This window comes from Hoeflea prorocentri, from assembly GCF_027944115.1.
GTDB lineage: Bacteria > Pseudomonadota > Alphaproteobacteria > Rhizobiales > Rhizobiaceae > Hoeflea_A > Hoeflea_A prorocentri.
Map to the genome: position 1 here is coordinate 1,509,110 of NZ_JAPJZI010000001.1, position 23,516 is coordinate 1,532,625.

General features: G+C 56.8%; 21 protein-coding genes. 10 read left to right on the top strand and 11 right to left on the bottom strand.

Annotated elements, in window-relative coordinates; translation table 11 throughout:
* Positions 1 to 130: 130 nt before the first annotated feature.
* The 3 genes from OQ273_RS06965 (at position 131) to OQ273_RS06975 (ending at position 2,433) form a co-directional block, all read left to right on the top strand.
* Positions 131 to 607 (top strand): DUF302 domain-containing protein, encoded by a 477-nt coding sequence (locus OQ273_RS06965; protein WP_267989744.1) that lies wholly within the window; start codon positions 131 to 133, stop codon positions 605 to 607.
* Between the two features lie 114 nt (positions 608 to 721).
* A complete protein-coding gene (locus OQ273_RS06970; protein ID WP_267989745.1) occupies positions 722 to 1,495 on the top strand; it encodes an SDR family NAD(P)-dependent oxidoreductase in 774 nt (257 codons plus the stop codon).
* A gap of 446 nt (positions 1,496 to 1,941) precedes the next feature.
* The gene (locus tag OQ273_RS06975; RefSeq protein ID WP_267989746.1) at positions 1,942 to 2,433 is read left to right on the top strand and encodes a hypothetical protein; all 492 of its coding nucleotides are present in this window, start codon (positions 1,942 to 1,944) and stop codon (positions 2,431 to 2,433) included.
* Between the two features lie 32 nt (positions 2,434 to 2,465).
* Here OQ273_RS06975 and OQ273_RS06980 read toward each other — a convergent pair whose 3' ends face one another.
* Positions 2,466 to 3,122, bottom strand: a complete 657-nt coding sequence (locus OQ273_RS06980; RefSeq protein WP_267989747.1) for a hypothetical protein — start codon at positions 3,120 to 3,122, stop codon at positions 2,466 to 2,468.
* Positions 3,123 to 3,606: 484 nt separating this feature from the next.
* Here OQ273_RS06980 and OQ273_RS06985 point away from each other — a divergent pair, with 484 nt between their 5' ends.
* On the top strand, positions 3,607 to 4,446 hold the full coding sequence (locus OQ273_RS06985; protein ID WP_267989748.1) for a methionyl-tRNA formyltransferase: 840 nt from the start codon (positions 3,607 to 3,609) through the stop codon (positions 4,444 to 4,446).
* 94 nt (positions 4,447 to 4,540) lie between these two features.
* Here the strand turns inward: OQ273_RS06985 and OQ273_RS06990 are convergent, their stop codons facing one another.
* The 3 genes from OQ273_RS06990 to OQ273_RS07000 all read right to left on the bottom strand — a co-directional run bounded on the left by OQ273_RS06990 (position 4,541) and on the right by OQ273_RS07000 (position 6,927).
* The gene (locus tag OQ273_RS06990) at positions 4,541 to 5,257 is read right to left on the bottom strand and encodes an META domain-containing protein (protein ID WP_267989749.1); all 717 of its coding nucleotides are present in this window, start codon (positions 5,255 to 5,257) and stop codon (positions 4,541 to 4,543) included.
* A 53-nt stretch (positions 5,258 to 5,310) separates the two neighbouring features.
* Positions 5,311 to 6,075, bottom strand: coding sequence for an amidohydrolase family protein (locus OQ273_RS06995; RefSeq protein WP_267989750.1), 765 nt, complete (start codon positions 6,073 to 6,075; stop codon positions 5,311 to 5,313).
* 177 nt (positions 6,076 to 6,252) lie between these two features.
* Complete coding sequence (locus tag OQ273_RS07000) at positions 6,253 to 6,927, bottom strand: metal-binding protein ZinT (protein WP_267989751.1); 675 nt, start codon at positions 6,925 to 6,927, stop codon at positions 6,253 to 6,255.
* A gap of 323 nt (positions 6,928 to 7,250) precedes the next feature.
* Between OQ273_RS07000 and OQ273_RS07005 the strand changes: the two genes are divergently transcribed.
* The 3 genes from OQ273_RS07005 to OQ273_RS07015 all read left to right on the top strand — a co-directional run bounded on the left by OQ273_RS07005 (position 7,251) and on the right by OQ273_RS07015 (position 9,794).
* Positions 7,251 to 8,597 (top strand): hypothetical protein, encoded by a 1,347-nt coding sequence (locus OQ273_RS07005; protein WP_267989752.1) that lies wholly within the window; start codon positions 7,251 to 7,253, stop codon positions 8,595 to 8,597.
* A gap of 181 nt (positions 8,598 to 8,778) precedes the next feature.
* Positions 8,779 to 9,030 (top strand): DUF1344 domain-containing protein, encoded by a 252-nt coding sequence (locus OQ273_RS07010; protein ID WP_267989753.1) that lies wholly within the window; start codon positions 8,779 to 8,781, stop codon positions 9,028 to 9,030.
* A 119-nt stretch (positions 9,031 to 9,149) separates the two neighbouring features.
* On the top strand, positions 9,150 to 9,794 hold the full coding sequence (locus OQ273_RS07015; RefSeq protein WP_267989754.1) for a cyclic nucleotide-binding domain-containing protein: 645 nt from the start codon (positions 9,150 to 9,152) through the stop codon (positions 9,792 to 9,794).
* 9 nt (positions 9,795 to 9,803) lie between these two features.
* Here OQ273_RS07015 and OQ273_RS07020 read toward each other — a convergent pair whose 3' ends face one another.
* Positions 9,804 to 10,646, bottom strand: coding sequence for a sulfurtransferase (locus OQ273_RS07020; RefSeq protein ID WP_267989755.1), 843 nt, complete (start codon positions 10,644 to 10,646; stop codon positions 9,804 to 9,806).
* 230 nt (positions 10,647 to 10,876) lie between these two features.
* On the opposite strand from OQ273_RS07020, the gene trhA reads away from it, so the two are divergent.
* Complete coding sequence (gene trhA, locus OQ273_RS07025) at positions 10,877 to 11,551, top strand: PAQR family membrane homeostasis protein TrhA (protein WP_271292093.1); 675 nt, start codon at positions 10,877 to 10,879, stop codon at positions 11,549 to 11,551.
* An 82-nt stretch (positions 11,552 to 11,633) separates the two neighbouring features.
* Here the strand turns inward: trhA and OQ273_RS07030 are convergent, their stop codons facing one another.
* Positions 11,634 to 11,915: a hypothetical protein gene (locus OQ273_RS07030; protein ID WP_267989757.1), complete on the bottom strand. Its 282-nt coding sequence runs from the start codon at positions 11,913 to 11,915 to the stop codon at positions 11,634 to 11,636.
* Between the two features lie 451 nt (positions 11,916 to 12,366).
* Between OQ273_RS07030 and OQ273_RS07035 the strand changes: the two genes are divergently transcribed.
* Positions 12,367 to 12,966 carry a hypothetical protein gene (locus tag OQ273_RS07035; RefSeq protein WP_267989758.1) on the top strand — a complete coding sequence of 200 codons (600 nt, stop codon included), beginning with the start codon at positions 12,367 to 12,369 and terminating at the stop codon, positions 12,964 to 12,966.
* A gap of 51 nt (positions 12,967 to 13,017) precedes the next feature.
* On the opposite strand, the gene OQ273_RS07040 is transcribed toward OQ273_RS07035, so the two are convergent.
* From OQ273_RS07040 to OQ273_RS07050, 3 genes are read right to left on the bottom strand one after another with little or no spacing between them, the layout of a single operon-like run.
* On the bottom strand, positions 13,018 to 13,701 hold the full coding sequence (locus OQ273_RS07040) for an STM3941 family protein (RefSeq protein ID WP_267989759.1): 684 nt from the start codon (positions 13,699 to 13,701) through the stop codon (positions 13,018 to 13,020).
* 36 nt (positions 13,702 to 13,737) lie between these two features.
* The gene (locus OQ273_RS07045; protein WP_267989760.1) at positions 13,738 to 14,412 is read right to left on the bottom strand and encodes a transposase; all 675 of its coding nucleotides are present in this window, start codon (positions 14,410 to 14,412) and stop codon (positions 13,738 to 13,740) included.
* Positions 14,413 to 14,439: 27 nt separating this feature from the next.
* The gene (locus OQ273_RS07050) at positions 14,440 to 16,176 is read right to left on the bottom strand and encodes a hypothetical protein (RefSeq protein ID WP_267989761.1); all 1,737 of its coding nucleotides are present in this window, start codon (positions 16,174 to 16,176) and stop codon (positions 14,440 to 14,442) included.
* A gap of 202 nt (positions 16,177 to 16,378) precedes the next feature.
* Here OQ273_RS07050 and OQ273_RS07055 point away from each other — a divergent pair, with 202 nt between their 5' ends.
* Positions 16,379 to 18,109 (top strand): AIPR family protein, encoded by a 1,731-nt coding sequence (locus OQ273_RS07055; RefSeq protein WP_267989762.1) that lies wholly within the window; start codon positions 16,379 to 16,381, stop codon positions 18,107 to 18,109.
* Positions 18,110 to 18,161: 52 nt separating this feature from the next.
* On the opposite strand, the gene OQ273_RS07060 is transcribed toward OQ273_RS07055, so the two are convergent.
* A complete protein-coding gene (locus tag OQ273_RS07060; RefSeq protein WP_267989763.1) occupies positions 18,162 to 21,914 on the bottom strand; it encodes a vitamin B12-dependent ribonucleotide reductase in 3,753 nt (1,250 codons plus the stop codon).
* A 637-nt stretch (positions 21,915 to 22,551) separates the two neighbouring features.
* A complete protein-coding gene (locus OQ273_RS07065; protein WP_267989764.1) occupies positions 22,552 to 23,466 on the bottom strand; it encodes a haloalkane dehalogenase in 915 nt (304 codons plus the stop codon).
* Positions 23,467 to 23,516: the final 50 nt, after the last annotated feature.

The window sequence follows — 23,516 nt, forward strand, 5'->3', positions numbered from 1 at the left end:
CTGTCTAGAGTGCAGCGCTCGCGGATATGTGATGGGATTGCGTCAAGTTTGCCGTCCGGCGCTGATCGACCGATTGTAAGGTAGATACCGTGCTCTGCGCGTCATCCTCATAAACCCAGAAGGATAAGCCATGCGTTTTCTGATCTGCGGCCTGATCACCCTGTTCCTGTCATCGGCTCTTGCCAACGCTCAGTCGGTCATGCCGAGGGAAGGCTGGCAGGTGTTTAAGACCGATATTGCCTATTCCGCGCTTATTGAGCGGCTTGCAGCAGCCATCAAGGCGGAAAAGATGGGGCTTGTTACACAGGCAAGCGCTTCTGTGGGAGCGGAGGCGCAGGGTTTCACGATTCCAGGCAACCGTGTGATCGGCGTCTATCGCAACGATTATGCGCGGCGCATGCTCGCCGCCAGTGTTGCTGCCGGTATCGAAGCACCCATCCGCTTTTATGTGACCGAAGATGAAGGCGGTGGGGCGACACTCTCCTGGAAAACGCCGAGCTTCGTTTTCGCGCCCTATATGGATGAAGGCGGGGATGATCTCAAAGCGCTGGCGGCGGAGCTTGACGGGGTCTTTGACAGTATCGCGGAAAGGGCGCTTGGCGACTAAGGGTCTATCCGGGTTTGCTCTGAAGGCTTCTGTTCCTACATTTTAAGCAGGTAACCCGTTGACGGGCGCTTTGTCGTCTGGATCTGCGGCAATAAAACAGGGGAGAGCCAATCCATGTCCAATATCGCCCTCATTACCGGCGCATCGTCCGGCATCGGCGCTGAATTTGCCCGCTACCACGCCTCAAAAGGCGGCGATGTGATCCTTGTTGCCCGGCGTGAAGAGGCGCTCAATCTGCTGAAGGCCGAACTTGAGGAGAGCAGCAAGATCTCCGCTCATGTCCACGCTGCGGACCTTGGCGCCGCGGGCGCGGCCGATCAGCTTTACGAGACCGTCAAGACAGCCGGCCAGCAGGTGAATATCCTGATCAACAATGCTGGGTTCGGCGGTCATGGCGTGCATACAGAGCGCGATCTGGCCGAGGAAATGGCGATGATTGATCTCAACGTTAAAGCCCTTGTGACACTCACATATCTGTTCGCCAAGGACATGGCGGCGCGTGGCGGCGGAAAAATCCTCAATGTGGGCTCGACGGCGGGTTTCATGCCGGGGCCGTTGCAGTCTGTCTATTTCGCCACAAAGGCGTTCGTAAACTCCTACAGCCAGGCCGTGGACCAGGAGTTGAAGTCCAAAGGTGTATCCTGCTCTGTGCTTGCGCCCGGCTATGTGGAAACCGAGTTCGCGCAGGTTGCCAGTCTTGAAGGCACGGATCTCGTAAAGAAGGGCGCGACGGCCAAGGAAGTGGCACAGTTCGGCTATGATGCGATGATGCGGGGTCAACTGGTCAGCATCAATGACAAGCAACTAAGCTTCTTGATGAACTGGATGATCCCGCTGCTGCCGCGCCGCACGGTTCTCAAGATGGTCAACAAGATGCAGGCGAAATAGGGGCGGCTATCCGCACCTGTATCAGGATTGCCTCACGTCATCCGGCGTGTGCTCACGGCTGACAGGGGCCGCCGCGGTAATCATGCCGGCCGCTGGCCGTAACGGACATCACATCTGTCCAGGCGGTGCCCGTATCGGTTACAGTCAGCAGACGCCGCGTATCGATGCCCCTTCGTTGGCAGGCACCGGCCATTACGCCGCTCGGTGCGCGGGGCCTGTTCGCGGCGTTTCCTATCTCACACCGCGACGGATCTGTCATTGCGTCCTCTCTGGTCGTCCCGATGTAGGAGCTGGCTTCCTGCGGACCCGTTGAAGCCCATTGCGTGCCGCAACATCATGGAAGGAGCAGGGCGCTTCTTATCTATTGACGCTTGACCACACCGAGAGCTTTACTGAGGTCGGCGCGGGTATCATGGGGATACAAATGTCGGCAGTGGGGGGACTTTATGGGCAATGAATTCGACGCGCTGAATCAAGCTGTTGTGTATGCTGACAAAATGCTTGATTGGTATGAAACACATGCCTACTGGAAGATGATTGCCTTTCGCACCACGGGCGTAGTGACCATATTGGCGACCATTGCGATCACCTATATTTCTGCGTCTTTAAGCGAGCAATCGCAGACAATCCTGGGTTACCAAAAAAAGCATCTGATCACCGGACTTGCGGTGTTGAGCGCGATTACCGTTGCGCTTCCAGCTTTCTTTGGCTGGCAAAACGCCTGGGAAAGCCACCGGGTGGCGCAGTTTCGGATCGAGGCGGCGATCGTAGAGGCCAAAATCAGGCGGGCTGCCCTGTTGGGGACTGCGCGGCGCACCGAAATGACACTTGAGGCGCAGCATCTGACGCAAACGGTCAGAGACATCGTGCTTTCCGAAACGGACAAGTTTTATCGGGGGATCGGAAAGCCTACCGGCAAACCGCAGCCTGACGACTGATCAGCCGGGCGGCCTGAGAAGATGCACTCTAGTCAGGCTGTCGCCGTTGTTGCCTTCGCATCCTGCTCGACTTGTCCCCAGGCCGTGCGTCGCCGCCGGCTCCGGCCGAGGATCATCGCCAGGACAATCGAGCCTTTCAGGGTGAACAGGTAGACCGGATAGGCAAGCAGGATCGGGTCGAGGCCGCCGACCGACAGCATGGCACAGACTGAGGCGATGAGGGAAACGGCCCAGGTGACCATCGTCTCGCTGCCGGGATCGCGATAGGCTTTGAGAACCGTGGCGCTGCCGCCAAGCAGGCTGATCGAAATCGTGATCGCCAGCGCGTAGGCGGCGTTATCGGTGTTGTACCACAGCAAAAGCCCGGCGGCGGCGCAGGCAAGGATCATGTAGTCGGATCTTTTCAGATAGCCTCCGACGCCGACGCGGATCGACAGGCAGAAAATGATGACTGTTCCCGAGACCTGCACACCGGCGAACCACAAAGATCCGCTTGCGCCTTCATAGACCTGCGAGAAGAACGCGATTGTGCCGAGCACGGACCAAATCAGCCAGGACGCGCGTTGCGGTCTCGTGCGGCGGCGTGAGATGTCCAGAATATAGGGAATGTAGGCGAAGGTGGCGAGGATGCCCGACAGGAGGCCGAGGATTGTCAGGCTTGTCATTGTTTCGAAGAATTCACTGCTCATCTGTGCCGCATGCCTTGACTGGACGGCCCTTCGGCCGCGCTGGATCGTTGCGCATAGGTTCTCCGCTCGCCGGCGGGGTTTGACCCTGCCGGTCGTCTTGCGGTCCCAATGCAATGTCTGTGGGTGGATCCTGTTATTCGTTACCCGGCTTCATTCCTGCGGTATCGCCCTTTGAACCATTCCCGGTGACCGGGGAGAGCCATGGGGACATACTGCAATCTTACATGTTCTATTGAAGCTCTGTTTGCCTGTTTTTTATGTAGTGAAAGCTACAAATACTTCTAAAAACGAGTATTGAAATCGAAATATTAGTAACTATGGGCGATCCGCGTGGACGAATATTGGCAAGCAGCGGGGCGGTTTGCGCGCATCCATTGCGTTGCTGACAGAATCGCGGGACGACCGGGCATGAAACCAAAAGGGGTGTTCGCCGATGGCATTCGCGGCAATAATCAATGCGCGACAATGATCGTATGGGGGCAGGATGAACATCGTCATACTGACTTATGATTTGCCGGAGGCCAATGTCGTCACCCATGAACTGCTTCGCCAACTGGGCGATGAGGTGAAGGGCATTGTCTGCTCGACATCGATGATCGGCGGAAAGAGCGATGCCGAGGCGATCCGCCAGCTTGGACGGCAGATGGGATGGCGCTATGGCGGCGGCTGGCTCATTCATTTGTGGATGGCCAAGCTGGGAGCCTTGAGCCTGAGGCTTCGGGGAAAAACCGCCGGCTTCGGTTCGCTGAAAGCGCTGGCGCGGGAAGCTGGTGTCCCGGTGGTTGCGACCGCCAGGCCTCATAGTGAGCAGGTGCTTGCAAAGATCAGGTCGTGGGCGCCCGATCTGATCGTGTCAAACTATTTCAACCAGGTCATCCGCCAGCCGATCCTTGAGATGCCGCCGCGCGGCACCATCAATATGCATCCGGCGCTGCTGCCGAGGAACCGCGGCCTGATGCCGTGTTTCTGGGCGGTGGCTAATGGCGATGAGACCACCGGTGCGACGGTTCACTGGGTGGATGAGGCACTTGATACGGGGAACATCCTTTCTCAGGGCACCGTTCCGATCGAAAAGGGGGACTCGGTGATTTCCCTGTCGCAGAAATGCAGCGATTGCGGGGCCGGTCTGCTGCTGGAATGCATCGACATGCTTCGCAAGGGCCACGTGCCGGGCCGCCAGCAGGATGAAACGCAAAGGAGCTACTATTCCTGGCCGACCGGTGGCGGCATAAGGCGCCTTTACCGGCGTGGCCACTGCTACGGCTCGCTTGTCGAGATGTGGCGGCAGGTCGGAAGGGCGCAGGCGCGGCTTGCCAAGCGGTGAGGTGCTTGCAGCGGGTGCGCAATCGCGATCGATCAGTCGCCAGGCAGTCTCACAAAGCAGTCCTGGTGGGTTATGGGTTAAGGTCTATCCTGTCCTAGGGACGCAGCGGCGAGAGTCGCAGGGTGACGCCTGTCTGCGGATTGGAAAGCGCCAGCTCATCAGAAAACGGGCTGAACACAATGTCAATCCGGCCCTGAAGCGCGGCGAGGATTGTCTTTTCCTGGGTCGCCAGCGCCTCGTCTGGGCAGGCCTTTCTCGTCATCATGACCGGTCCCTTGATGAACAACGCGTTGCTGTCGATACTGCCAGCGGTTGTGAACTGATTGCAGCCGGTTGATCCGGACACCGAGCCGTCAGGAGCGAAGGTCACAAAGGCTTCTGCGTTCGGGGGCTGCCCGTTGATCTTCAGCAGGGCCCAGCGCACCGGCTCTGAGACCGCCGCGTTCGCGACCGGTTCGGACCCTTCCGTCAGGAACCGTCCGGCAACCCATCCCACGATGCCGTCATAGGCAATCCGGCACCAGACGCGGCGCTCCGACGCATCGCGCTCCGCTTCCGTCGCCTCAAGCCATTCGGCAAAGCTCAGCCCGCCCTCGCATCCAAGGTTCTGGATGCCGTCGCCGTCCGGCGGTATCTCGCCGATCTTCTGTGCCCTCGGGTTCGGCTCAGTGCGGATATTGAGGACATCATTGGCGGCGACATCGCGCACCATGAAAAAATCCGGCCCGTCTGCGGTGGCGTGTGCGCCGGATGCCGCCGCCAGCAGCATGCCGATGCTCAGTGCAATGTTTGCCGCAAATCTGATTTCCATGATTCTGCCTCTTCCCGTGTGTGGCGCGGTATGGCTCAGGAGGCGAACCGACCTCAAGCCGGGCACTGGAGTGAAATGCCGTAAAACCCGGCCGCATTCTCGCGCAGGATGCGCGCTCTGTCCCGGGTTGAGAAATTGTCGAGAACGAGATCGACGTCCTCGACGCGAAACGGTCTCTTGGCCCGGGTGGATGGGAGGTCGGTTCCGAACATAAGCGCATGCGGGTTCTCGTCATGAATTTTGCGCAGTGCGCCCAATGGGTCAAAGTCCAGCCGGCCAAAACCTGTTGCCTTGACCTTTACTCCGCGCTCTACCAAGCGGAGCAGATGCGGCAGGCCGTCCTCGGACAGGCCCAGATGGTCGATGCTGGCTTTCGGCAGGCCTGACAATACCGGCATCAGGTCGGGAAGATCCTTTGCATCGATATAGAGTTCCACATGCCAGCCTGCGAGGTCGAAGACCCGCTGGCCTAGGGGCTCGATCTGGTCAAGCGTTGCCGACCCGCCGCGCCGGACATTGAAACGAACTGCGCGCACACCTTCCCGGTCCAGTGCAAGGATCTCTTCGTCAGTCAGCGAAGGGGGAATCTGCGCCACGCCGACGAAACCGGGCCCCAGATGCGCAAGGGCATGCAAAAGGTAGCTGGTGTCGAAGCCCTGCATCGAACCTGAGACGACCGCGCCTCCGCAGACATGCAGGTTGTTCCGCCATGTGTCATAATTGCTCAAGGTGAAGGGCTGCGGCAGATACCCGTTGTTTTCGTGCATCGGAAAACCGGGTTCGAAGATGTGAAAATGCGCATCGAACAGGTCTGTCATTGCTTTCCCCATGCATAAATCCGCTGACCCGGGCCCTTAGGGCAGTGTCTTGTCGGGGCCGCTTCACTCACAACGTCGTATCACAATCCAGGCCTGATGCTGTAGCTCAAAGCCCCGGCGGCGCGCTACACGTGCCGCCGGGGCCTTTCAGGTCTGTCGCGTATCAGGTTCGGAATATCAGTGGGCCATCATGGCGTGGGCGATGTCGTCGCCGCTCATGCTTACCGGGAAATAGGTCGGCCAGTTGGTGAGTTCCTCAAGGATTTTCGCCCGGTCGTCTCCCCAGTAGAGGTGATAGTGATCCGACTTTTCCGGGGCGATCCTGTGGTCGCTGAACTGGATGTAGAGCGGTGCATCTTCATCGCCCTCAGCCTTCTTGAAGATAAAGCGGACGCCGCGATTTCCCTTCTTGTATGTCAGGATTTCATAGCCGTCATCTTCGTAGCGCGCTTCCAGCGGCTTGCCGTCGCGGTAGAATGTGACGCTGCCGTCCGCAATGACGATGCGGTCCACATCGGTGCGATAGCCGACTTCGTAATAGGCGCGATATTCATCGGCGGTCCTGTCGCCGCCTTCAGCCTTGTGCGCCATGACCTTGTCCAGCGTGCCGTCCTGGAGATGCGGATAAAGGCTCTGCCAGTCGCCTTGCCAGTCGGCAAGGGTGCGGGGTTTGATCTGATCGTCCTCGAAATAGCCTTTGTAGACGGTCTTTTCGTCGCCGTGGTCATGCTTGTGGCTGTGACTGTGGGCTGATGTCTTGTCCTTCGTCTCGGCCGCAACGGGCAGGGCCGTCGTCAGCAGCGCGCCGCCGACAAGAAACGCGCAGGAAATTTTGGCAAAGCTTTTACGCATGATTTTCAACCTCAATTGGTTTTTCAGTAGGTAATGTTACAACATAACATTACGGGATCGGGTCATATTGGAGTTTGGGTGCGCGGGCAAGGGCAAGAATGCGTCCGGGGTCAAATTAACAGCGGCGACGGACTGTTTGGCCCCGTGTGCCATGAGCGAGACCCTCACCGCACTCGGGATTTGGCGCGTTGTCGCCCGTAATCCGGTGCGATCCACGTGCGGGCCTGGTTTCTTGATCCACCGGTTTCGCACCGGTAGTCTTCGGTCTGGGCTGGCCGTGCGGCGGGCCCCAATGCGGAACGCCAACAGGGGCCGAAACGCGCATGAGCCTTGTTCGTCAAGTCACCGACCGCTGGGATGAAGAGCTGGCGAAAGCCGGCGCACAGGACATGGAACGCCTGCTGGCTGCGCAGCGAGACGAACGGCTGCTGATCCGCGACCGTCCGCTCTGCACCGTCGCGCGGCCGCATTTTGTCTCCGGCAGCGAGTTGGAGCGGCACGGTCATGTTGTCACCGTCCTTTCGGGTGCCATTGCGCGCGCCCGCGACCATGTGGTCGCCAACCGTGAGCGGGAGGCCGATCATCTCGGGCGTTTCTATGACTGGATCGGCGATCTCATGCATCTGGAACCGGCGGGCGCCGACCACGGTGCAATCACGCGGCTTGACGGGTTCCGGGCAGAAGCCGGGCTCAACTTCATCGAGCTGAATGCCGATTGCCCGGGCGGCGCCGGCCATAGCGACCGCCTGGCGGCGGTTTTTCAGACGCTGGAGACATTTCAGGCCGTCAGCAGCGATTTTGCGCTCAGGCCGTTAAAGCTTCAGCCGGCCGTGGGCAAGGCGCTGATGGATGCCTGGCGCGATTGGGGCGGCAGCCATGCGCCGACCGTCGGCGTGATCGGATGGTTCAGGAATTTCGGCACCACCGCCAAGGCCGTTGCCGAGGATAATGCCCCGCTGCGCGAGGCCGGGATTGCCGACATTGTCGCGGAGGTGCCTGAAGCGCTGGAATTCGACGGCCATCGCTTGCGCGCCGGCGGGCTAGAGGTCGATCTCGTCTACCGCCTGATGCTGACACGCGATGTGCTGGCCGCGCGCGATACGCTCAAGCCGTTGCTCGATGCGCTCCAGCAAAATGCCGTTTGCATGGTGAACCCGTTCCGCGCCGAACTGATGGGCCACAAGGCGCTTTTTGCCCTCATCACCGATCCGGATGTCGATCTCGGCCTGTCGGCGGCGGAGCAAGCGATTATCCGGGATCATGTGCCCTGGGGCCGGCTGGTGCGGGAGGGCAAGATGCTGGACGCCGAGGGTCGCCGGGTCGATCTCATCGATCATGTGCTTTCCAATCGGGAGAGCCTGGTCTTGAAACCCACCCATGCGGCCAAGGGCGACGGGGTCGAACTCGGCTGGCATCACGATGCCTCGTCATGGGAGGCGGCGGTTCGCGTCGCGCTTGCCGGGGATTTCATCGTCCAGGAACGCGTTCCGACAAAGAGCATCCTCTATCCCGCCGCCGAGCCTGGCCTGCCGCCACGCGCCATGTTCGAAGATACCGACCCGCTGGTCGCGCGCGGCGAACTTGCCGGCTATCTCACCCGCGTCTCGGAAATGGAGATCGTCAATGTGGCGAAACAGGGCAACGTCGTGCCGTCCTTTGTTGTGGGGTGAGGGGCATTTGCGGACGCCGTACCGTCCGGAACTGGGAAACTGGTGAACTGTTACCGTAATTGATTGGCCATGCCGGGGGCGGACGCGTGATGTTTGCGCTTGTCGCGTTTTCGAAACGCGGGCATTGTGGTTGCCGGGGCGAAAAACTGGAGCTGAGAACCAGCCGAGAGGGATCGATCACATGAGAAAACTTCTGATTGTTGCGTCCACCGCCGCGATGATGATGGCCAGCCTGATCAGCGCATGGGCGGCGGAAATCACCGCCAGCATCACCTATATCGACGTTCAGGCGCGGATCATCGTGATCGACCACCGCGCCTTTCATATTCCCAAATCCATCAAAATCGGTGCATTCAAGGTCGGTGATCAGGTCACCGTTGTCTATGAAATCGTCAACGGACAACTGAAGGTCGTTTCGATCAGGGTCGGGTGATCCCCGGCCGGTCGGCCTTTGACGCTTGCAGACGCCCTAGGACCACGCAATAGGCTGGCATAGGATGACCCCACGCAATTCTGTGAGGGGTCGAAAGCATGTTCGGGCTGGATGTCTTGGTGAGCGTCGCCAACGTTGTCTATCTCTTTTCCTATTCGGTCAGGGACATATTGTGGTTGCGCATCCTGACCGTTGCCGGCGCGACGCTGCTCATGCCCTATTATTATTTCCAGGCCGCGCCGCTTTGGGCTCCGATCGGCTGGAATATCGTCTTTATCGCGATCAACATCTTCTGGATCACGAAGCTTGCGCTCGATCGCAGACCCGTGCCCTTTACCGACGAGGAAAGGCGGATATACCAGCTCGCATTCCGCAATATCCGCGAACGCGAGGCTTTCAGGCTGTTTCGCACGGGCACCTGGTCCGTTGTTCCGACCGGCACAAAGCTGCTCAGTCAGGGCGACGCGGTCGAGCATCTCACGGTCATTGTCGACGGGCAGGTCGATGTCGAGATGGACGGGAATGTCGTCGACAGCCTGGGCAAGGGCCGCTTTCTTGGCGGGGCGGCATTCCTGAACAGGGGCAAGGACTACACCGCACCGGTCACCGTCACGGCAAGGGAGGAGAATCGCGTCATCGCCTGGCGGTTTGCGGAGCTGGAAGCCCTGTTCGAGAAAGACCTGCCGCTTGAGGTCGATATCGAGGCGAGCCTCGGGCTGGAGCTCTCACGCTTCCTGCAAACCGCAAGAGCGCGGCTGGTGTGAGCCGCCTTATCAGCCGCTGGTTTCCATCGGGTTGTCCGGGTCTTCAAGCCATTCCTGCAGCGAGCCCATATAGACGGCGACATCCTTGAAGCCGAGGCGCGACATGATGAAGGCATTGGAGGAGGCCATGACGCCCGCGCCGCAATAGGTTATCTGGCGCTCCTGTTTATCCCCGGTGACCAGCTTGGCGAGCGCGTCTTCGGGCAGATACCGGCCGGCTTCGTCGACAAGCGCGCCGGCAAAGAGGTTCGCCGCGCCGGGGATGTGGCCGGGCCGGCCGTAGAGGCTCTCTTCGCCGGAAAAATGCGCCTCCGGCAAGGTGTCGATCAGGCAGGCGCCGCCAGCGGCCACCACCGATTTGACCTCCTCCGCATCGGCCACCAGTCCGGGTCTGAGGTTGAGTGTCAATGTCTGTTCTGGATGCCTGTCGGCATCGGTGGAGAGCGGCCGCCCTTCCACTTCCCAACGGGGAAAGCCGCCGTCGAGGATCGCTGCATTGTCGAAACCGACCCATTTCAGCATCCACCAGACCCGCGCGGCCCAGATCGACATCAGCCCGTCATAAAGCACGACGCGCGAACGGTCGCCGACGCCGAGAGCGCCCATGGCGGCGCAGAATTGTTCCGGAGCCGGGAGCGCAAACGCGCCCGGTCTGTGGGCGACGGAGAGATCGCCCATCAGATCGGCGAAGCCGGCGGAGGGAATGTGCCCCGCGTCATAAGCTGCGCGCGCGCTTTCGCAACGAAAGCCGCTCTCGCCATGGGGCTCCATGTGGACCCGGCAGTCGAGCACAACCAGATCCGGCTCACCGATATTGCGGCTCAACCAGTCCGTTGAAACGAGGCTTTCCATGGGCGGCTCCTTTGTTTGCTGGGCGCATGATCGGGTTCAGGACCGGGTTGTCAATGGCGTGCGTTGCTCCCGGACCAGCCGCCGTGACCTCATGGCCGCTCGCCGGGGCAAGATTGGCCATGGGCATTGAGCAATCCGCCACCCCGTGCCAAGCTGCTTTGCCCGGGCATGAACCGGCATGGAAGACCGGCAATCCTGCCGCTTCCGTAACACGAGACAGAAAGACCATGATGCAATCTTCAGGACATATCCGCCCCGCATACAGCCGCGCCGAGCGGCTTAGCGATGGTGTGGTTCATGTTGTTGGGGTTTTCCTGGCGATGATCGCGGTGCCGTTGCTGATCGTGCTCACGGTCCTGTTCCGTATGGAGCCGGCTCCCATTGTCGGGGTGACGGTCTACGGGGTGACGCTGATCGCGATGCTGTCCTGTTCGGCGCTTTACAACATGGTCGACAGCGCAAAATGGACGGGCCTCCTGCGCCGGCTCGACCATTCGGCGATCTACATGAAAATCGCCGGAACCTATACGCCCTTCGTGCTCGTCTCCGGTGTGTCGGCGACCGGGCTTCTGGCGGGCCTTTGGGGCGCCGCGACCGTCGGCTCGCTTTTGAAGATGCTCGCACCCCACAGGTTCAAATGGTTTTCGTTGATGCTCTATCTCGTCATGGGCTGGGCCGTGCTGCTCGCCGGCGGGCCGATCATCGCCGGGCTTTCCCCGGCGGTCTTCTGGATGGTTGCGGCCGGCGGCATCGTCTACACATTGGGGGTCGGATTTCACCTGGCGGCGCGGTTGCCGTTCCACAACACGATCTGGCACGTCTTCGTGCTGGCCGGCAGCGTGCTGTTTTTCATCGCCGTCGCGGTGCTGATCGCCGGACTGCCGATGGGCGGGAATGTGATCTGAATTGCGGATTTAGTAAACTGTCACCGTAATTCCCAATGGGTGACGGACCGTAATTCGTCTGCTCTTGATGGTTCAGTATTGCTTACAAACGCCCACGGATCACATTCAGGAGCACGGAAGCAAGGAGGCCCAACAAAATGCCGATAATCGTTGTCACGGTGACGACTCCATAGATCCAGAGTGCGCCTATGTGCCCAAAATCGTCACCGGCAGGAATACTCAAGAAGTAGGCGATCGCCAGCACATTGAAGACAGCTGCCGCTATCGCAGCCCCAAAGAGGCCGGATCGCATGGCGACTGCAAAACAAATAATCGCTGGTATGAACAACAGAAATTGCGATAAATGCGCCAATAGGCCAGACATTCAGGAAGCCCGTAACCAAACTGCTTGTGCTAACAACTCCATCAATAGGTTCAACTTAGGCGCGCGGCAAATACCAAAATTCAATTAGGTAAACGGTTTACCAAATGACCGTGCAAGAACGGTGACCGACGGTGCGGATGGACGAAGGTCCGCTGTAGGCCGTCCTCGTCCTACGGAACAAGGATGACATGCACGTGGCTAGGTATCAGGCAGAAGCCCAGACCGCCGGTCGGGGGCGGGCGCTCCTTTCCGCAATACGATTTGGCACGTCTTCGTGCTGGCGGGCAGTGTGCTGTTTTTTATCGCCGTCGCGGTGCTGATCGCCGGGCTGCCGACGGGCGGGTAGAGTCGGGGACTTGGCGGACAGTCTCCGTCGATATAGTTGCAAGTAATAGTTGGGTATGATTAAGGTTGTATAGAGGCGACGAAGTCATTAAACGGGCAGTGAGCCATGAAATCGAGCGCGGATTCAGATGAACTAAAACGCCTGAGCTTCAAGGACAAGTCGGACATCGTCACATCCTGGCTCGGAGTTTTGTCCATCATCATTGCAGCCGTTGCCTTCCTGTACACATATCGCGGGGATCTGGAGGACAGGCGTACCGCGCAGCAGTCTGCATCCTTTGAAATGTTTGATCTCTACACAACCAGTCTGGTTGACGAACGTGAGGCATTCTATGTTGCGCGGCGGAAGGCGAATGATGCCGTCCAACATCTGGCAAACGCAACGCACGGCTCTTCGGGTATTACAGACGCAATTCACAAAGGGCGCCAAGAAGCCTTTTCGGATGCCGTGAAGGAAAATGGTCGCGGTGCGAAAATTGACCTGCTTGTGGTTTTCTTTGACAGCCTTCATGCCTGTAACTCTACGCAGCATTGCGATGAAGAACTGTCCGTCGCGCTATTCGGAATTGAATCAGAAACCATCTTCGAATTTTTGGCCACGCATATTCAGGAGCGACGCAAGGTTCAACCCAAATATGGAGATGGAATGATGAAGCTGCGATGCCAATATCTGAAGCGCGCGCAATCTGATAAGAACTGCGGTTGAACTCTTTGTGGCGGGAATTTAGTAAACTGTCACCGTAATTCCTTGACTGTTTTAGCTTATGGTCGAAGCGCTTGCGCTCGCCAGTGCCCGGTAGTACTCAGCGTACTCGTCAATTTGCCGCTTTATTTCGTCTGTTTTCTGGTCAATCAACCCATTTGATATCGAAAATCCGTAGCCGTTTTTCCAACAGTCAAAGTGCATGTATCTTGCAAGAACATCAGACTTAGTTAACCTGTTTTTGAGACCGTCGAGATCTTTCACGCGAATGCCGATTAGTCTGTGTTTGTAGCTGTTTGTGTAGATTTCGCAGCTAGCAAACTCGGACCAGTTGATCGTCACAGGTTTGCCAACTGCGTAACCCTCGTATTCAATACCTCGGGAAGACAAGACAAGGACATTGGTCAAAAATATCGAGCGCTTCAAGAAATAGATTGAAAGTAGCGCAAAAAAAGGTAGCCCAACGTGGCTGACCACAACGGCGGGCCGGTACATTATGGTCGATGTGCCACCGGTCAGCCCTTGAAAAAACAACAAGTCCCATCCGTATTCATGACTTAGTATTCCGAGCATCATGCATACACCGATCGTAAAAAAGCACAGAATTGCTATCGCTTTCCCTCGGAATGCTGGAAAAACCTTATTTTCAATTGCTGGGTCGTTTGTTCCGGCTGGCGAATTCAATGTCTTTGACGGACTTAAGGATTGTCCCTGCAGTTTACTGACGTTGCGAGCCACTTCAACCCATGGTTTGCAAACAATCACGGTGACAGTTTACTCAATCCCTTTTTTCATTGGTTTTCTGCCCCGCTTGCGCGCAGAAAGCGTCCGTCCAGTCTGCTGCTCAAGCCTCTTTAGCCAATCAGTATCTCCGATCGGTCGGCCGACGGTTTCGGCGCGGCGCAAGGCGCCATAGGCTTTTGCCTCATCGACCGGTTCATCCAGAAATGCCTTGAACCTGCCGGTTCGCTCAAGGACAGGGGCAACGGTGACGACATCATCGTCCTTTCCCGCAAGATGAGCCCTGGCGCTTGACCATTTCCAGTCCCGGGCACGCTTGACGAGCTTTGCCCGTACGGGATTGAGCGTCACATAGCGGACAGCATTCAGCAGGTGTCCTTCATCCATGACCACGGAGCCATAGCGCCCCTGCCACAGATGGCCGGTGACACGCGCCCGTGCATTGATGAAACCGGTGTAGCGGCGATGCAGATCGGCGAATGTGCGGCGTAGTCCGTACTCGTCCGACGGCACCAAAATGATGTGCACATGATTGGGCATCAGGCAGTAGGCCCAGACCTTTGTTTGGGCTCTGGCGCTGCTTTCAGCGAGAAGATCAAGATAGAGCGCATAGTCGCCGTCTTCGAAGAACGTCCTCTCCCGCTTGTTGCCCCTTTGGGTGACGTGATGGGGAAGACCGGGAACGACGATGCGAGCGAGGCGTGCCATAGGTGGAGTTTGATCTAAATTGGAGATTTAGTAAACTGTCACCGTAATTAATTTAGATATGAGCAATAGAAGGTATGGGTTTGTGAGGAAACAGATAGCTTCATGTAGATTTCCAAAGAACTTGAGAACACCCAGTAGATCGCGTCCTTTGTCTGATACTGTTACCGAATCAATTCGTGCATATGGCAGTTTCCCGTGATGAGATTTGTACTCGGCCTTTGTATTTGGGTGTTGCATCCTTAGTGCTCGGCAGAATGCATCGATGTCCTGAGGGATTCTAATAACTGGGCGTCTCCATTGCGGATCATCCCAAAGGCAAAGTTCCCCTCTTTCAGTTGGCCGTAAAGTCGGGCGAAGGGCCATATGACGTTGCCCGTGGTTTTCGACTTCTATGGCGTTGTGAAGTGCAAGTCGCCGCGGAAACATCCATCGATGGATAATATTGGAAAATCTACTGTGGTCCTCAGTACGTTCGATGCTTAAATCGCAGAACCAAGCGCCAACTGTGACGGGACTAAGCGGAAATTCTTCTGTGTGCTTGGGCTTCGTACATGGAAGATCTACCTCGTTTTGCTCAATGCGGACTGTTGCGGTATTTCGATAGTGCTGCCAACTCCATGCTTGCCACAGGAAATGGCTGTGCCGATATTTGGTTCGGGGATTTGTTTTGGAAAGTGGCTCGAAAACATCGGGAGCTGCCATTTTGTCGCTGGACGACATTACATGGCCACTGTTTTTAATGTTATTTGAGATTGTTTTGAGTTGCTCTGCGTCAACGGAACTTGACACAATCCGTATGTGCGATGCGCCGTTACCGCGCAAACGACGCATATTTGTTGCGCCGCTACACAGTTGCTCTATCCAGGGTGGTAGCCCATGCTGAAATCGCGATTTATCAAAACGAAATATTTGATTACTTCTGAAGGTGTCCAAAGATGCATATCTGTGAATCGCGTTCCAAAATAGAATGCGGTCTTCGGCGCAATCTCCAACAACAATGGTGAGTTGTTCCTCCCAGCTAGTGTCGTATTCCTGTAGTATGTTCAAATATGGACAAAACATGTCGGACATTTGAGCGGGTACGTGAATTTGACGATCACTAGCAAGGCGATTTTCAAGCTCCTCTACATCAGAGATATATGAGATTACATCATCCCCATTGAAACGCGGTGCATATCTCTCGTTTCCACGTTGTCGGAAGCTTAGTCTTTTAGCGTATGGAGACAGCCTGATATCGACCATCGAGTTGCTCAGAAACCCGAAAGAGTCAATCAAATCCCTCCCTAACTCGCTTCCTCTTTCCTTGTCTAAGGCTAAAATTGTTGAGCCGCCCCCGATTTCTTGATTTCTCGAAATCTGAGGAAGGACCGATACCGACTTTAGTGCCCATCTAAGTTCATCAGCTTCAGGTCGGTAGCTCCGATGGTCATTTAGTTCGTCAACAGCTGGATGTACTTTGATCGAATAGGGAGACAGGCAGTATGCAATTCTGTCGTGAAGCTGGTCTTCAAGCGTAACATAACTGTAGATGATATCAGCGTCCCATAAGTCGAGAAGAGTCCATTCAACATCTCTGATAGTTGCACCATCTGTTATGATTACTGGTGTTCTCCGACCACCCCATCGAGACATCGACTCATCAAAAATGGTATCCAGAAGTGTGTGGTCAGGATTTGAAGGCACTAGGTAAGCTACACGGAGTGGACGAGGAGAGATTCTAGCTCTGCGCGTTTTGTCTGTGGTCCACATTGATTCAGTACCCAAATCCACTCAAAAACTGGTTCATCGTTGCTTCGGTTAAATGCAAAGCTGTTGACATTCTGCAGGAATGCGAATTCGAAATGCGCCTGCTCGAAAAGAGCCTTTGGCAACCGGTACCGCGCTTCTACTTCCACGTCGCTGTTAAACTATAAGCTGTAGTGCTAATTATGAGAAACAGGTATCTGAAACTCGGAGGTGCGGCAAAATGGATTCCGTCACACGGTCTTTGGTAAAAGAGTTTTCGGATAGCAACAATTTTTCTGAATTAGGTGCCGGTAAACAATTCGAGCATTTCGCGGCTTTCAGTATCTTATTCGCTCGATTTCCTGACGAAATCGCAACCGAAGAACATGTGGTCGGTGACGGTGGTGATTTGAACATTGATGCTTACGCGGTCAAGGTCAACGGAAGGTTGGTGCTTGATGCGGAGAATGTGGATGATCTGCTCGAGTTAAATGGCTCATTAGATGTTGAGTTCATAATCATTCAGGCAAAATCATCGGATAGTTTCGATGGTGCTGCAATACTGGCGTTGGGTGACAATCTAGCAAAGGAGGTTTTCTCGGAAAGTCCCAACCTGCCTGTTAATGACGATGTTAGGCGGTTTATGGAGATAAAAAATAGGGTGTTCGAAAACGCCGCTAAACTCAAAGACAATCCTATATGTAGGGTCTTTTACGCCTGCACTGGAAACTGGAAAAACGATGACTACCTGACGAAAATTATTGACCGTAAAAGGGACGAAATACTCGATACCAATTTGTTCTCTGAAGTCTCATTTGAGCCCCTTGGGGCGCGTGAATTACAACAGCTATTTAGGCGTACAAAAACAAGTATATCTCGTACAATTCGCATCGACAGCTTGGTTACTCTTCCGACGATTAAAGACGTGGAAGCCGCCTATCTTGGCATATTGCCAGCATCGGAGTTCTTGAAGTTACTCATCGACGATGATGGTGACATAATGAAGTCAGTGTTTGTTGACAATGTCAGAGATTTTCAAGGGCAGAATCCAGTAAATTTGGACATTGCTAAGACGATTCAAGAGGGTGATTTCGACCAATTCGTGCTTCGAAATAACGGCATAACCATCGTCGCGAAGAGCATCAGACCGACATCTAGTCAGTATCGTCTCGAGGAGTATCAGATTGTAAATGGTTGCCAAACGAGTCATGTGATTTACGAAAACAAAGAGATACTTGGCGACGGGCTTTTTGTTCCGGTTAAACTGATCCACACTGAAGATGAAGAAGTAGCCCAAGCAATTGTAAAGTCTACTAATAAGCAGACCCTTGTGGACGAAAACGACCTACTGGCCTTCACTCCGTTTCAACATGGTTTGGAAGACTTTTATGGATCTATGGATTCTGAATATAAGCTATACTACGAGCGTCGAGGCAAGCAATTTGCTCGAACCGAGGGAATTGAGAAAGGTCGCATCGTTACCAAGGGTATTCAGTTGAAGACATACGCTTCAATGTTCTGTGACTTGCCTCATCAGGCTGGGAGATACCAAGGAACTCTTTTGAAGACGGTCAGGGATCGTGTATTCCGGGAAGATCATCGACCCGATGCCTACTATACCTCGGCTTTCACAAATTATCGATTTGAGATTGCAATCAGACGACTCCCAATCGATGAGAGGGTTATTCGATCATTCAAGTTCTATCTTTTACTCGCATTTCGATATCGTTTTGAAAGACAAATGTTCCCAGGTGCAGGGAACAGAAAATCTGACGCTTATTGCAGGGAGTTACTAGAAAACCTGGGTACCGTCACCAGCTCGAAAGAGGCGTTTGATGAATGTGTCTCGATTATTCAACAGTCATTGAAGAATCTTGGCATTCCTTTTGAGCGAGACAGTGCAAAGTCGCGGCCTTTAGTTGATGAGGTCATGTGTGTTGCTAAAAATCGAAATCCAATTTATTGCGAATGAATAACCCCCACGTTGCCGTGGGGGTTTCTTCTTTACTGCATTCAGCACCGGATCAACTACACCCGCTCGTGCTCCCGCACGTGTCGCACTTCAGACACGTCCCGTTCCGCACCATCGTGAAGTTGGAGCACTCAGAACAGGCATCGCCCGTATAGCCCTGCATGATCGCCTTGGCGCGGCGGTCGGCTTCGACGCTCTTGGCATCGGCGCGGGCCTCTTCCGCCGTGTCAGCGTCGAAGAGTTCGTCGGTGTCTTCCTCGGCGATTTCCTCTGAGAGCTGTTTGGCGCGTTCTTCGTAGTCGCGTTTGAAGGCGGTGGCTTCTTTGGCGTTGGCCTGGGCGACGGCTTCGGAGACGACGGCTGCGCCGCCGGAGATCGCCGTCACGTTGGAGCCGCCGCTGCCGGCCGGTGCGCCGCCCATGGGCTGGCCGCCGGGGGCGATGAGTTCCAGCTTGTGGCCGCGGGTCCAGCCTTTTGAGACAGGCGCGGTCTTGCCTTCCTTGATGCCCTTGCCCAATGCCGTGTTGGAGAAATCCGACGTGTCGATATGGGCAAGGTCGTGGCGCTCCAGATAGGAGACGGCAAGCTCGCGGAACACATAGTCGAGGATCGACGTCGCGTTCTTGATCGCGTCATTGCCCATGACCATGCCGGCCGGCTCGAACTTGGTAAAGGTGAAGGCCTCCACATATTCGTCCAGCGGCACGCCATATTGCAGGCCGAGCGAGATGGCGATGGCAAAATTGTTCATCATGGCGCGGAAGGCGGCGCCTTCCTTGTGCATGTCGATGAAGATCTCGCCGAGGCGGCCATCGTCGAATTCGCCGGTGCGCAAATAAACCTTGTGTCCGCCGACCACGGCCTTCTGGGTGTAGCCCTTGCGCCGGTTGGGCAGCTTCTCGCGGTCGCGGATGACCTTCTCGACCACGCGCTCGACGATCTTCTCCGTCACGGCAACGGCCTTGGCGGCGGCGGGGGCCTCGAGCAGTTCCTCGAGCGCATCCTCGTCCTCGTCGTCCTCGATGAGCGAGGCGTTGAGCGGCTGGGAGAGCTTTGAGCCGTCGCGGTAAAGCGCGTTGGCCTTCAGCGCCAGTTTCCAGGAGAGCATATAGGCGGATTTGCAATCCTCGATATCGGCCTCGTTGGGCATGTTGATCGTCTTGGAGATCGCGCCCGAGATGAAGGGCTGGGCCGCCGCCATCATGCGGATGTGGCTGTCGGTGGAAAGATAACGCTTGCCGATCTTGCCGCAGGGGTTGGCGCAATCGAAGACGGCGAGGTGCTCGTCTTTGATATCCGGCGCGCCTTCCAGCGTCATCGCACCGCAGATGTGGATATTGGCGGCGTCGATGTCCTGCTTCGAAAAGCCGAGGAATTCCAGCATGTTGAACTCCATGTCGTTCAACTGCTCATCGGAAATCTCCAGCACCTCCTTGCAGAAATCCGCGCCCAGGGTCCACTGGTTGAAGGCGAATTTGATGTCGAAGGCGGAGGCGAGCGCGCCGTTCAGCGCCTCGATCTTCTCGTCGGTGAAGCCCTTGGCCTTCAAGGAGCCGGGATTGACCGCCGGGGCTTGATTGAGATTGCCGTGGCCGACGGCATAGGCCTCGATCTCGCCGATCTGGCTTTCCGAATAGCCGAGGGTGCGGAGGGCTTCCGGCACGGCGCGGTTGATGATCTTGAAATAGCCGCCGCCGGCGAGCTTCTTGAACTTCACCAGCGCGAAGTCGGGTTCGATGCCGGTGGTGTCGCAGTCCATGACAAGGCCTATCGTGCCGGTTGGCGCGATGACGGTGGCCTGGGCGTTGCGGTAGCCGTGTTTCTCGCCGAGTTTGACGGCGTTGTCCCAGGCGGCGGTGGCGTGTTCGACCAGCTCCGCATCCGGGCAGTCGTCGTGAATGAGCGCGACCGGGTTGGTCGAGAGCTTCTCATAGCCCGCCGTTTCGCCATGGGCGGCGCGGCGGTGGTTGCGCATGACGCGCAGCATGTTGGCCTTGTTGGGCTTATAGCCGGGGAAGGGGCCGAGCTCGCCCGCCATCTCGGCGGAGGTGGCGTAGGAGACGCCGGTCATGATGGCGGTGATGGCGCCGCAGATGGCGCGGCCGGCATCGGAATCGTAAGGGATACCGGAGGTCATCAAGAGGCCGCCAATATTGGCGTAGCCGAGGCCGAGCGTGCGGTATTTATAGGAGAGTTCGGCGATCTGTTTCGACGGGAACTGCGCCATCATCACCGAGATTTCGAGCACCATGGTCCAAAGGCGCACACCGTGTTCGAATTCACCGACGAGGAACTTGTTGGTCTTCTTCTCCATGAACTGAAGCAGGTTCAGCGAGGCAAGGTTACAAGCCGTATCGTCGAGGAACATATATTCCGAGCACGGGTTGGAGGCGCGGATCGGGCCGGCCGCCGGGCAGGTGTGCCAGTCGTTCATCGTGGTGTTGAAATGGAGGCCCGGATCGGCGGAGGCCCAGGCGGCGTGGCCGATACTGTCCCAAAGCTCGCGGGCCTTGACCGTCTTCGTCACCTTGCCGTCGATGCGGCCGATCAGGTCCCAGTCGCCATCGGCCTCGACGGCGTTGAGGAAATCGTCCTTGATCGAGACCGAGTTGTTGGAGTTCTGGCCGGAGACGGTGAGGTAAGCTTCCGAATCCCAGTCGGTGTCATAGGTGGTGAACTCGATATCCTTGTGGCCCTGGCGGGCGAACTGGATGACGCGCTTGACGTAGTTCTCCGGAACCTGCGCCTTCTTGGCGGCGCGGATCTCGCGTTTCAGGGCCGGGTTCTTTTTCGGGTCGAAGCAATCGCCGTCCGGGCCTTCGCAGTTGACGCAGGCCTTCATGATGGCTTTGAGGTGGGTGTTGACGACCTTGGAGCCGGTCACCAGCGCGGCGACCTTCTGCTCTTCTTTCACCTTCCAGTTGATATAGGCCTCGATATCGGGGTGGTCGATGTCGACGACGACCATTTTGGCGGCTCTACGGGTGGTGCCGCCCGATTTGATGGCGCCGGCGGCGCGGTCGCCTATTTTCAGGAAGGACATGAGGCCGGAGGAGCGGCCGCCGCCCGACAGCGTTTCGCCTTCGCCGCGCAGATGCGAGAAGTTGGAGCCGGTGCCGGAGCCGTATTTAAAGAGACGCGCCTCGCGGACCCAAAGGTCCATAATGCCGTTCTCATTGACGAGATCGTCCTCGACCGACTGGATGAAGCAGGCATGGGGCTGCGGGTGCTCGTAGGAGGATTTCGATTTCACCAGCTTGTTCGTGAACGGGTCGACATAGAAATGGCCCTGGCCGGGACCGTCAATGCCATAGGCCCAGTGCAGGCCGGTGTTGAACCATTGCGGGCTGTTGGGCGCGACGCGCTGGGTGGCGAGCATATAGGCAAGCTCGTCATAGAAGGCGCGGGCGTCTTCCTCACCCTCGAAATAGCCGCCCTTCCAGCCCCAATAGGTCCAGGTGCCGGCAAGGCGCGAAAAGACCTGGCGCGCATCGGTCTCGGAGCCGTAGCGCTCATTCTCGGGCAGCTTTTCAAGCGCCTCAAGGTCGGCGGTCGAACGCCAGAGCCAGGACGGAACGTCGTTTTCCTCAACTTTTTTCAGACATGCGGGGACGCCGGCCTTGCGGAAATATTTCTGCGCAAGGATATCGCTCGCCACCTGCGAGAACTGAACGGGGACGTCGATGTTTTCCAGGCGGAACACCACGGAGCCATCAGGGTTCTTGATTTCGCTCGTCGCCTTGCGAAACTCGATTGCCGCGTATGGCGATTTTCCTGCTTTTGTAAAACGACGCTCAATGCGCATGCTTTTTCCTCGTTTCCTACCGCCCTGCCGCCGCCCATTGCCGGCAAGGCGTAATTTCCCCGTTCCCGCGTGCCTCGCATGTGCAGCAGGTCTCGAACTTCATGTCAGCGTTTTCGCGATGTCCCCTCGCTAATGACGCTATATCTTGTGCCGATATTTGCTGCAAACACTAAAGATAGTATTAACAGCCTTTTTACGCCAATCACATTTTTCCAGCAGAAACGCTGCAAACCGCGCGGAATTCCCCTTCATCCCGTACAAGAAAAACCACCTGCAAGGGACTTCATGTCCTGACGCTTTACAACTGAGTGGGATCTGACAGAAACGCACAGACCGCGCTGCTGGAACAACGTTCGCACAGTAGAACGCGACTCGTTTTCGACCGTCAAGGGATTGTTTGCGTCAGATTTGTGAACACCAGATGTTGTGGGTCGCAAATGTGGAAACTGGGGAAAGCGCAATGCCTTGAAAAGCCCGCACTTAGCTGTGCGTCAAGCAAAAATGCCCGTCGATGTGTTGGTCGAAAAAAATTCGTGACGCATCCGTTGCGTCCGCGCACTTGACAGGCAATTCGTGATTCGCGGCGAATCGGCCGGTTGCCGATTCGACTTATTGGGGCGAAGACGGGGCGGGCTCTTCACTCTTTGCGCGCAAATGAAACGAGTTTTTCGGCAAGCAGCGGTCCGGCATCCTCCTGCAGGAAGTGGCCGGCGTTCTCGGTGATGAAATGATTCTCACCGGCAGCACCGGGAATCAGCTTCTTGAATACCTTCTCGCCGCCGCGCATGATCATGTCCTTGTCGGAAAAACAGGTCAGGAACGGTTTTTCGAATCGCCGCAGGCTTTCCCAGGCGGCGCGCTGGGCGGCCGTTGCCGGATCGTCGGGGCTCGCCGGCACCAGCATCGGAAAGGCGCGGGCGCCGGCCTTGTATTCTTCTGAGGGGTAGGGCGCGTCATAAGCGGCCGCCACGGCCTCATCCATGCCACGCGCCGTTCCGCGCGAGACGATGCCGCCGATGTTGAAAGTCGGCGTCGTCTGACTGTATTCGCGCCATTGCTTGAAGGCCTCGCCGAGATCCTGATCGCCGGTCGGAAGGCCGGTATTGCCGATCATGACGCGGGCGAAGAGATCCGGCGCCTCGGCGACGAGGCGCAGGCCGATAAGCCCGCCCCAGTCCTGACCGAAATAGGTGATGGCCTTCAGCCCCAGCCTGTCGATAAAGGCCTTCATCCAGTTCACATGGGCAAGATAGGAATAGGCCCCGCGCTCGGCGATCTTGTCGGACTTGCCGAAGCCGATGAAATCCGGCGCGACGACACGCATGCCGGCCGCGGTGATCGGCGGGATCATTTTGCGGTAGAGAAAAGACCAGGTCGGCTCGCCATGCAGCAGAAGGACCACAGGCCCGTCCTTCGGTCCTTCGTCGACATAGTGCATGCGCAAGGGGCCGTATTCGCCGCCGTCGACGGTCTCGTAATGGGGTTGGAAGGGGTAATCCGGCAGATCGGCAAAACGCTCCTCCGGCGTGCGCAATACCTTTTCATGAGCCATGACTGTCCTCCCGCAACTTGTTCAAGCCTGAAACGATAGGCCGAAACGAT